This window comes from Fertoeibacter niger, assembly GCF_009380135.2.
GTDB lineage: Bacteria > Pseudomonadota > Alphaproteobacteria > Rhodobacterales > Rhodobacteraceae > Fertoeibacter > Fertoeibacter niger.
In genome coordinates this window covers 1-10,353 of sequence record NZ_WHUT02000024.1, presented here as the reverse complement: position 1 = coordinate 10,353, position 10,353 = coordinate 1, and the positions used below count along the sequence as shown (strand labels likewise).

10 protein-coding genes and 2 pseudogenes are annotated in these 10,353 nt (G+C 55.7%); 6 read left to right on the top strand and 6 right to left on the bottom strand.

Annotated features, from left to right (window positions below):
• Positions 1-167: 167 nt before the first annotated feature.
• The 3 genes and pseudogenes from GEU84_RS20740 to GEU84_RS20730 form a co-directional block, all read left to right on the top strand.
• Positions 168-413: pseudogene (locus GEU84_RS20740) on the top strand (integrase core domain-containing protein); the annotation flags it as partial.
• Positions 414-682: 269 nt separating this feature from the next.
• Positions 683-1,108 carry an IS110 family transposase gene (locus GEU84_RS20735; protein WP_174540113.1) on the top strand — a complete coding sequence of 142 codons (426 nt, stop codon included), beginning with the start codon at positions 683-685 and terminating at the stop codon, positions 1,106-1,108.
• Between the two features lie 12 nt (positions 1,109-1,120).
• On the top strand, positions 1,121-1,540 hold the full coding sequence (locus tag GEU84_RS20730; RefSeq protein ID WP_338144852.1) for a transposase: 420 nt from the start codon (positions 1,121-1,123) through the stop codon (positions 1,538-1,540).
• 218 nt (positions 1,541-1,758) lie between these two features.
• Here the strand turns inward: GEU84_RS20730 and GEU84_RS21410 are convergent, their stop codons facing one another.
• The gene (locus GEU84_RS21410; RefSeq protein WP_152828792.1) at positions 1,759-4,833 is read right to left on the bottom strand and encodes a calcium-binding protein; all 3,075 of its coding nucleotides are present in this window, start codon (positions 4,831-4,833) and stop codon (positions 1,759-1,761) included.
• A 329-nt stretch (positions 4,834-5,162) separates the two neighbouring features.
• Here GEU84_RS21410 and GEU84_RS20720 point away from each other — a divergent pair, with 329 nt between their 5' ends.
• The 3 genes from GEU84_RS20720 to GEU84_RS20710 all read left to right on the top strand — a co-directional run bounded on the left by GEU84_RS20720 (position 5,163) and on the right by GEU84_RS20710 (position 6,951).
• Entirely contained in the window at positions 5,163-5,933 is a 771-nt protein-coding gene (locus GEU84_RS20720) for a substrate-binding domain-containing protein (RefSeq protein WP_217438623.1), read from the top strand.
• Between the two features lie 376 nt (positions 5,934-6,309).
• Complete coding sequence (locus tag GEU84_RS20715; protein WP_152828791.1) at positions 6,310-6,606, top strand: hypothetical protein; 297 nt, start codon at positions 6,310-6,312, stop codon at positions 6,604-6,606.
• An 81-nt stretch (positions 6,607-6,687) separates the two neighbouring features.
• Complete coding sequence (locus GEU84_RS20710; protein WP_152828790.1) at positions 6,688-6,951, top strand: hypothetical protein; 264 nt, start codon at positions 6,688-6,690, stop codon at positions 6,949-6,951.
• Positions 6,952-7,252: 301 nt separating this feature from the next.
• Here GEU84_RS20710 and GEU84_RS20705 read toward each other — a convergent pair whose 3' ends face one another.
• The 5 genes and pseudogenes from GEU84_RS20705 to GEU84_RS20685 form a co-directional block, all read right to left on the bottom strand.
• On the bottom strand, positions 7,253-7,870 hold the full coding sequence (locus tag GEU84_RS20705; protein WP_152828789.1) for a GNAT family N-acetyltransferase: 618 nt from the start codon (positions 7,868-7,870) through the stop codon (positions 7,253-7,255).
• Complete coding sequence (locus GEU84_RS20700; RefSeq protein WP_152828788.1) at positions 7,871-8,179, bottom strand: type II toxin-antitoxin system TacA family antitoxin; 309 nt, start codon at positions 8,177-8,179, stop codon at positions 7,871-7,873.
• Positions 8,180-8,302: 123 nt separating this feature from the next.
• Positions 8,303-9,001 (bottom strand): annotated as a pseudogene (locus tag GEU84_RS20695) (DUF932 domain-containing protein); the annotation flags it as partial.
• A 142-nt stretch (positions 9,002-9,143) separates the two neighbouring features.
• Positions 9,144-9,545 carry a DUF1398 domain-containing protein gene (locus GEU84_RS20690; RefSeq protein WP_152828787.1) on the bottom strand — a complete coding sequence of 134 codons (402 nt, stop codon included), beginning with the start codon at positions 9,543-9,545 and terminating at the stop codon, positions 9,144-9,146.
• Between the two features lie 44 nt (positions 9,546-9,589).
• Positions 9,590-10,018 carry a MarR family winged helix-turn-helix transcriptional regulator gene (locus GEU84_RS20685; RefSeq protein WP_217438622.1) on the bottom strand — a complete coding sequence of 143 codons (429 nt, stop codon included), beginning with the start codon at positions 10,016-10,018 and terminating at the stop codon, positions 9,590-9,592.
• Between the last annotated feature and the right edge of the window lie 335 nt (positions 10,019-10,353).

Sequence of the window (10,353 nt, the reverse complement as noted above, 5' to 3'; positions counted from 1 at the left end):
GCTTCATGACAGACCCGAAATTGCAAGGTTTCGGCGGAAATTATACAAAACCTTGCAGACCATGGCGAGAAAAACCGCAACGTTTCAGCGCAAAATCAATAGCATAGGTGTTATTCAGGACGAACTATCAAACAAAAGCAATGGCTTCAGGCTTGTTCAGGCTGAACTCTGTAGGCAGCGTCGGCGACAGCTATGACAAAGCGCTTGCCGAGACGATCAACGGGTTGTTCAAGACTGAGGTCATTTATCGTCGCGGCCACTGGCGCAGCTTCGAGGTCGTCGAATGCGCAACGCTGGAATGGGTGGACTGGTTCAACAAACGCCGTCTGCTTGAGCTTATTGGGAACATCCCGCCCGCAGAAGCCGAAGCCGACTACTACGCAGCGCTGGAAACTGAACCCATGGTTGCGTAACAAAGTTCAATCAGCCTCCTGTCTTTGCGGAATCCGCTATGAAGGATGGTGCGGGCGGCATCCCGCGAGCCTCCGGGGCCATCGACGAAGCCCGTTTGCCGGCAAGGGAGCCGCCCGTTTCTTCGCATTCATCCTGAACAGTTGATTGGGGCTGTTGGCGCAGAACCCTCAGAACAGGAACAGGAGACATAATGGACCAGATCTACATCGGCGTCGATGTCGCCAAATTGTGGCTCGACATCTAACATCCAGCCCGGGGTGCCAAGCGGATAGAGAACACCCCATCCGGCGTCCGCAGCTTCGCCCGGGCCGCCGCGCGCGAGGGCGTCTGGGTGATCTTCGAGGCCAGCGGCGGCTATGACCGGGTGCTGCGCGAGGGCCTTGAGGCTGCCCAGGCCAGCTTCAGCCGCGTCAATCCCCGTCAGGCCCGCGATTTTGCGCGAGCCATGGGAGTGATCGGCAAGACCGACCGTGTCGACGCCAGGATGCTCGCGACCTTTGGTCAGAGGTTGCAGCCACCGCAGACCCCGACCGGCTCACCGACGCGGCAGGCGCTTCTCGCGCAGATTACCCGGCGCCGTCAGTTGGTTGAGATGCGAAAGCAGGAGGTGACCAGACTTCAGCAGACGACAGACTGCGATTCCCGGTCCGACATCAAGAGCTTGATCCTGCTCCTCGAGCGGCGGATCGAGTAGGTCGAGACAAGGATCGCAGAGATCATTCGCTGCTCGCCCGAACTGGCCGAAACTGATCGTCGGCTGCAGTCGGTGCCCGGTGTGGGCACGATCGTCGCCGCCACACTCATGGCTGAGTTGCCGGAGATCGGCACAACCGATCGCCGAAAGATCGCTGCTCTCGCCGGCCTTGCGCCGATTGCCCGGGATAGCGGCCAGCGCAACGGAAGACGGGTCATCGGTGGCGGGAGGGCAACCGTCAGGACCGTCCTCTATCTCGCCGCCCTGCATGCGTCCCGTCACTCGGCGACGTTCAGAGCGTTCCGGCAGAAGCTGCAGGAGGCAGGAAAACCAGTGAAAGCCGCTTTGACCGCGACGGCCAGAAAGCTGCTCAGCGTGCTCAACAGCATGGTCGCGGACGGCACCTACTTCCGGGAGGTTCAGCCAACCTGAATACAGTTGCCGGCAAACCCGGCACGGTTCAACCCGCCGATCGTCAACCCTCGGCTTGCCGCGCGACTTCGGGAAGAACGGTCGCAACCGGTAAAGCTGTTCTTCCAACGACCAGAAAAATTTCTCATGATGTCTCCCCACTTTGGGAGTTTGAATCACGCCACCACCCGTCGCTCAAGCAGATTTTCGGGTCCTGACTCTAGCCAAAAATGAGGATGCTAAAATATAAAATCGCTATGGCGCAATTCGTCCATATTTACATCAGACAACAGTATGCTTTGACCGTCAAAATCAATCAAAGTCGAACGATCCTTCTGTATCATGGAGGCACGGACGAAAGCGAATGACAGATCTCTAGACAAGCCAGTGAGATCGATCTTTTCGCCGGAGACATCAACGTTAAAGTCCCTGATTGTGTCGTGACCAAAGTCGCGATCAAATACAAAGGTATCGGCACCCTGTCCGCCAACTAAGATATCATTCCCAGCGCCTCCGGTCAAAGTATCATTGCCTACTCCCCCATACAATTGGTCCTGACCAGGTCCGCCATACAATTGATCATCACCTCCCCAACCACGAAGTATATTGTCTCCAACATTGCCAACGATCTCGTTGGGAAGTCGATTTCCTGTACCCTCGCTTGAACCGGACCCGGTCAAAATAAGGTTCTCCAAATTCTTGCCCAAATGCCAGCTTATGCCGCTGTGGACGACGTCGCTTCCTCCCCCTGCTTCCTCAACAACTACATCCAGAGTGGTATCGACCAGATAGGTATCATTTCCATCACCGCCAATAAGAAGATCTCCCCCGGTCCCACCGTCAAGTGTATCGTTTCCTCTATTGCCGAGCAAGGTATCAGAGGCAGCACCACCTGAAATTCTGTTGTTTCCACTGTTGCCTGTGATCTTATCAGCGCCAGCACCGCCGAATCCCAGTATATCCTTTTCGCCCTCTAAGTTCATCTGCTCGACGTTCGCGGGTATAGCAAAGGAGACATACGTAATGACCAAGTCAACACCTTCTCCTCGCAGTTCAAAAACTGAGTCAAGAATGTTGTCAACAATGTATGTGTCATTTCCCCTCCCACCATTCATGCGATCAGCACCATGGCCTCCATCCAACGTATCATCGCCCAGACCGCCACTCATTTGATCGTCTCCTCCCCCCCCCAAAACTACGTCGTTTCCGCCAGCGCCAGAAAGCGTGTCATCGCCACTGAGGCCGCTCATGGTATTGTTACCCGAGTTGCCCTCAATAAAATTGCCGATTTCATTTCCTACTGCCCGAATATCACTCGAACCAACCAAACGCAGGTTTTCGACATTTGCAGGAAGATTAAAGCCCACCGAGGACAGAACTAAGTCACTGCCCTTGTTAAAAGCTTCATAAATCTTGTCATATGGATTGTCAACAATGTACGTATCATTGCCATCTCCTCCAGTCAGCGTGTCAGCGCCAGCACCTCCATTCAACTCATCGGAACCCTCACCACCAAAAAGTGTGTCATTCCCGGAGCCGCCAATTAGCGTATCGTTGCCCGCAAGACCCGCCATGTGATCGTTCTCCAGTGTCCCTACCAGCATGTCGGAATGACGGGTGCCAGCCTCTGTGCGGCCAACTGACGTGTTGTCTACAAGTGAGAAGAAATCGTGGCGGTTGGCACCGGCCCAGTCACCAATAGATTCGAGGTCTGCAGTTTCTTTTGCGAACACTAAACGTACGACCTCGAAGTCGCGTTTGAAGGAAATTTGAACTGTATTACCAGACATTTTGGGGACGAATGTTTCTGTGATGCCCAAACTATACCGGTTGGCTTCAGGCCATTCATTTAAGGTTGGGTTATCGGGAATGCGCCACAACTTCATCCAGTCAGGTGGAGTTTTCCCATAGAGCCTCTCACCCCATGCTGAAACAAAGTTTCCCTCGATGGAAAGGTTCGAGAAATTGTATGTCAAGCCGCTTGTGTTGTTAATATCGTTTGCGGCCAAAAATACCACTACCTTTTCGCGACTCTCAAATGAGTACACATTCACATGGCTGGACACGCCGAGGGGGCGTACTATTTCAACAGGTAGTTTCATGCGAGTCATTCCTGGCAGGCTCTCGGCCATCAACGCAAACATCTCTGTTCCAAATAGGTGGCCTTGAACCGCGTTGGGTCGACTTCCTGTCGTTGCACCTGCAACGTCTATTCCGTAGACAGAGGCTCGGGCCAGTCCAATTTCGACGTAGTTCGACACAAGCTCCAGGTAATTTAGAGCTGTGCGAGGACCATAATCTAGGGCCATCAGACCGAGACTAGTCTTGACGACCTTGCCGTTTGGCCCAATGAGATCGCCGGTTTGCCAGAAGCGTTCAAATTCGTTGTTTGTTCTCTGGGAGTTCTCGGCATCTGTCACAGCAGTGTTTATTCCAAAATTTGCTTTATAGTGCTTGATGTAGTCTTTTATTGCCTCTGGACGCGTCCAGTTGGCGGTAGACCAGGCCGACATATTGAGATCAAATCTGCCATCACCGCCGATAGAGCGCTGTTCACTTTTCCAAGCTTCAATAGTCTCTTCAACTCTATCAATCATGCGGCCAGCATATTCGAAATTTCCACTTAGTCGATGCGTGCGCAACTCATCAATTGCGAGCATCGATTTTGAACTCAACTCATTACGAATTATCGCATCATCTTCAATGTTACCGCCAATCTGCATTGCAATTTTGATTTGTATGCCAAGCTTGTTGTGCGCCGCGCTATCAAAAACAGCAGACAGTTCTTCAATCATTACATTCGCGATTCTTGCAAATAGTTTGGGATTTCCCTGAAAAACCGGCTGCGCATAGTATTCATTGCCTATGTCAAGAGTCATGTCTTTAGGAACTTCGCCGAACCCGCCTTGCACAAGTTTTAATGCAAAGTCACGCACCTCAGAACGAAGTGCGGCGCCCCGGACAGCACCTCCTGGGCCTACATAGTGCGATGTAGGCATAGTCATTGAAAATGACTTGCCATTCGCATTGCAGAACTCAAGCATATCAGAGAGCCCGGGTCTGCCTAGGTCCGGGTTGAATATGTCAAGGTGAGTTAAACTGTACCGATTGCTATCTTGCTCTGCCATCGTGCCTCCTGGCCATCGAATGTGAGTTAATCTCATCACGCTTGCGAAGTCACTGAAGCTCGAAAATTTAGTGAACGCAGTGTAGATGCCCCCAAACACTGATGCTTGATAAGTACCGCCATGTGTTGCAATGCTGTAGAATCCTGCAGAAGAGTTTGCTTTTAGCGTCATTTTTGAAACTCCCAAAATTTCAGGTGGCGCATTGAAGGCTGCCCTATGCAGCGGCCGATATCAGTGCTTGATATTGGGATCGAATCTGTCAAGAATACGGCAAGTAAAAAGTGACTAATTACAAGTAACGCTGGTTTCATCATAACTTTAATTTTAATTGGAGTCTTTTTTAGATTTAGACTCCAGAATTCGTGTCGAGTAACCCTCAAATTGGGTCATCCTCAATTTGTGTGGCACGGTCTGACTGAGCTTCACAGATTGAAGGGATCAGGCCGTGATATCGATGAAGCATTGGGCTCCAACCGCCAGCGTGGAGGTTAGTGAGGTCTGCCAGGTTGAGACGGGTGAACACCGGCACGGCGGGCAGCATGGTGCAGATGGCCAACATGGAAGGCGTGAAGGTTGTCGGCTATGACTCGATGCTGTCCAACAGGCCGCTGGATGCGATGGTGATGCAAGACAGCTGGGCCGTGGGCAAGCTGCAGGGCGAAGCCATGGTCGAATGGCTGAAGGTGCACAAGGGCGGCAATGTAGAAGGCAAGGTCGCGCTGATCATGGGCCAACCGGGGGATTCCAACGCGATTGCGATGTCCAGCGGCGCGTTAGAAATCATCCAGGCCAATCCGGGGCTGGAACTGGTGGCCGAACAGGCGCACGAGGGCTGGTCGTCCGAAAAGGCGATGGCCACCACGGAAATCGTGCTGACGAAGTTCGGCAACGGCGTCGATGCCTTTATCTGCAACAACAGCGGCATGGCGCGCGGCGTAATTGCGGCGCTGGACGCCCAGGGTCTGGCCAGTTCGGACAAGGTGTTTGTGGCAGGGTCCGACGCCGATCTGGTGAACATCCAGTTCGTCGCCCAGGGCAAGCAGGCGGTCGAGATCTGGAAGAAAATCGTACCTCTGGCGGAAACTGCCGCACAGATCGCCTTTGATCTGGCTAGTAGCCCCGATGCCGCGGTGAGCGATGTGGTCAAGGCTGATCGGGTGATCAACAACGGCATGGTCGATGTGCCGACTGTTGTAACGCCGGTGGTGCTGGTTACGCGTGAAAACGTGGACGCCACGGTGATCGAAGGTGGCTTTTACACCAAGGAAGAAGTCTACGCGCAGTAGTTTGGCCCGTGCCAATGATGTCCCGGCCCAAGCCGGGACACAGACACAACGGATGTAGCGCGACCGGATAGGCCAGCGCGGCACGTCCGACGAAATTCCTGTCGAGAAAACGGACAAAGCTCTGCCGGTTGCCCGGTGGCGCAAGGTGGGAGGCCGCTGTCGCGATGCCGAATGAAGTCGTTCTGAAGATGGTGGACATCAGAACACCTCAGTTTGGGGAAAGCGGGACAGCCGAAGGCGCTCTCGCGCAGCCTTCCAGCTCCCCCTGCCCCATCCTGCCTCTGCCTCTCGAACGTAGATCCTTGGCACCGCGGTGGTTGATTTTGTTCGTGTTATGTTCTATATATGGAATCCAACCAGCAAGGGAGTTTCCCCGATGGAAGACACCACATTCGCCCTGCCCGTGACGCCCAAACAGATCGCCTATGCGCGGTCACTGGCGCTGCGTAACCAGACGCTGCTACCTTGGGAGGTGCAGCAGGATCGGCGGGCTTTGAGTTCCTGGATCGATGCGCAGGCCAGGCTGAAACCGGTCTCCGCGCTTGACCAGCTGCCATCCTCCAAGCAGGTCGCATTTGCGGAGCGCCTCGCCCGGATCAAGCGCCGCGCTGTTCCGGACGAGTGTTTCCGAGACAAGGGCCTGATGTCGAAATGGATCGACGGGAACAGGTGACAATGAGCGATCGAGGCTTTGTTGTTTTGGAAAGCTCAATCACATATCTTGTAGAAGCAGTTCCAGCACAAAGATGATGCAATGGCCTCGGTCACAGCGAAGGTAATGTCGACAGTCAGCGCGCCTTACGGCGTGCTGCTGACGGCTGCCCAACTGGCCGAAAAAATCGCCGACATTAATAGTGCGGACTCCTACGATTGCAGCGTATTCGCCTTCCTGTCCGAAGTCTCCCCCAAGCTGCAGCAGTCGTTTATAGACGAGATGGGGGTCAGCAAGGACGCAGTCGCGGAAGTCGCGAGAAAATTCTCCGATCTTGCCGGCTACAAGCTTCCTTTAGCGATCTGAGTGAACGCCCCGTAGCCAAGCCGCTGGCCCCCGCTTCTTGAAATGGAGATGGCGATCATCGAAAGATCCTGCACCATCGGCCCCGTTTCGCTTGAGGCTGCTCGTCGACCTCTTTGGAAGATCACGATTTAAGGCGCCCATGACGCTGGAAACTCTTGTCCGTCAAAGAAGCCGCGGCGGGAACTTCCATACGATTCTACTTCAGGCAAGACCTGATTTACCACGCCCATGCTCAACCATAGCGTGGCAAACACGGGCAATTTGCCATGCCATAGGTTTGCAGTTTCGGTCTTGCGAGACTTCAGCCTCGGTCCAAGTCCTGTCCTGGCAGCGCCAATTCCGTGAGCGCCACATCCTTCTGTTGCCCGTCTTCATCTTCAACGATGAGCTTGCGGACAACACTGACGGGCAGGAACATCCTCAATGGGTTCGACGCCAGCGACTGGAACCCATAGCTTTCGTAAAGTGTTTTGCGGCGCGCAACGCGGTCGGGATCGCCACAGTCGAGCACATCAAGCATGACGACGGCGACGCCGATGGCATCGGCCGCAACGGCAATCCGGCGAAGAGCGTCGACAAGCAGATCGCCACCATATCCACCGCCGCGAAACTTTTGGTCCCGCCCGATCATCGAGATGTAAGCGGCCGGGATATTGCCGTGCGAAGGCCGTGTCCGCGCGAACTTTGCGGGCAGCTCTGTAAAGTGAACCGCATGGGCATTGAGAGCATAGAAACCGATCACCGTGCCGGCAGAATCGACCATTACATAAAGTCGGACGTTGTCCGCCTTTGCCAGCTTGTTGGCAGTCTTTTGAAAATAGTTGTCGACCTGTTCGACGCCGCAAGAAAAAGCCGCTCGATCATGCTTCTCCGGATCGAACGGCTCAATGGTATAGGCGGACGGTTTCGATGCCGTCATTTACTTCGACACAACCGTGTCACTATGCCGACGGAAAGCCGCGCGTAGAGCATCAGTCGGTGCCGCAGGGGCATCAAGTGCCGCGAAAAACGCTTCATGATCGACCGGCAACAGCACCGTCCGTTCATGCGCCGCGATTGTTGTCAGCGCGGCCTGATAGGCCGCATTCATCGTGAAGACGGAATCGTCGACGCCTGAAAGCGCCGCTGCCTGCTGGATCGCAGTCTTGATGCGAGGCTTGGTCCGGAAATTCATCCGGGCTTCGTTGCGCTCATCTATCGCGCGCGTGGTGTCATGGAAACCAAGCATAGCCGCCTCCTGAATAGCCTGTCATCATGTACGCCCATCTGACGTACATTTCAAGTGCCTGATGAGGGAAGGTATTCACAATGTCGGTTTCACCTGAAACGCCGCCCTCCTTCGGTGAAGGTGTAGCCGGCCCGCCTCAATCGGGTTGTGATCATCGACCAAGAACAGGAATACGTCGCGGTCCGAGGCATATAGCGTGGTCGTGTCGCGGCTGATCTTGACATCGGGGTTGTAGACCCCGGTCGACCAGTCCAGCACGCCCGGCACCTTCCAGCGCGTGTCACCGGTGCCGTTGCCCGCGATGCGCTGCACCGCCTCGACCAATTCATGGTCGTGGATGCGGCCATAATCGGGACCAGTCACCGCACGCAGTTCGGTGCGACCATCTTCCGTCTCGAAGGTCTTCACTTGCTCAGCACGGTGGTTGGCGAGGCCATACTGCAGATTGATCCCCGCCAGCGGCGCGGGCAGCTGCCGCAGGTAGGATGCCGGAGCGCCGACGATGCTAGCAAGCTGGCCAAAGGCCCAATGCGTGGGCGCCACCGGTTCATGTGCCTTCGGCAGAAAAAGATGCAGCCGCTCGGCGCTGTCGCGCGCGGCTTCGACGCGGATGTCCGCCGTTTGCACCACACGGCTGCGACTGCGCTCGGAGCGGCCCTTCACATTCGCCCAGAGATCATCGAGCGACAGGTACCGCTCATCATCGGGCCGGTTGAACCATTCGGACGACACCCGCCCGTTCCGTTCACCCCGGCTCACATCCACCTTCCAGCCACCAGCCTTCGTCGGCTGCATCGGGTCCAGAACTTCCACAACACCCATCAGTAATCTCCCGCGACAGGCGCCGGGAGCCAATCTCCCAACCTTCAACCCGTCAACGGAAAACCGGCACGGCTCTCACTCTCGGCAACGTAAGGGGCGGCGGGATTCTACCTGCCGATATGGCCTCCTTCGTCCATCATGCTCAGCTTGGGAAATGCTCGACATGGGTCTCGGCCGTTCGGCCGCAATAGACCACGCGCCGCCCTATGAACGAAACGAGATAGCCCGCACACCCGGCAACCTTGGCCTTTTCGCTGAAGGCGGAATAGCTGTAATCGGCCGGATTGGCCTGTGCCCAGCGGACAAGCCGTTCGACTTCGCCTGCATCGAAAGTGATGCCGATTGAACCCGGGGCCTGCGGCATGTCCAGCACCACACTATCACCCTCAGTCAGGTAGAAGGTCTGCGTGTTGCGACGATAATCGACGGCATAGCCCTCGAAGCCTGCCGTGATCAGCCTGCCCACGATCTCGGGAAAGCTGAGGCTGCCGTTGTGCGCGGCATGAAGGCAGGTTTCGGCAATTGCAGTTCGTTCCGCGTCCATGGCGGTTCCTTTCATGTTACAGATGTCTGTTCAGGTCTGACGGATCAGTCCACCGGGGCTTGGGTCAGCCCTCGTCGTTCGACGAGGCTCTGCAGAATCCGGCCTAGCGCCTCTCGGTCTTCGCCGGTCAGGAGGCCGAAATATTCGGCTTCATTTGCGTCGGCCATCGCAGCCAAGGCAGGAACCTGTGCCCGTCCCGTAGGTGTCAGCGACAGGATCTGTCCCCGCCCGCCGGCCTCGGCCCGCGATACCAGTCCCTTGGACACCAGCCGGTCAGCGAGCTTGCTGATCGCGCCGCGAGTCATCCCCATCTGGTCGGCCAGCGCTGTGGGCGCGGTGCCATCCCCATCAAAAAGTGCCCGCATGAAAGACCATTCTGCGACCGTAACCCCTTCAACGGCGACCTTTCGAGCAAAGTCCTGTGACACGGCGTTCGACACCATGCGCAGCCAATAGCCGGTATGTTCGGTCAAGTTAGAGACAGGCATGGTGACTCGCTTGCTGTATGTTGACTAGTAAACTACACATGCTAAGTTTCCTAGTCAACACATGAGGCGAAAATTGCATTGGCGTTTGTCCTGCATCGCTGCCAAAATGGCCGGATCGTCGATGCACTGCCTGGTGAGCGGCTGCTTTCAAGAACGCGGTGCGACAACATCCTGAAAGCCCGAATGTCGGCTTTGGGCCTAGGCTGTGTGGAAACTCCTGCACCAACCGCCACCAGCGATGTGAGGGGTTCGCAGCAGGTCTTTTTGCCTGCTTGGGTTCATGCTACCCGCCAGTGGCTCTCATATCAGGCCCGTGAGGG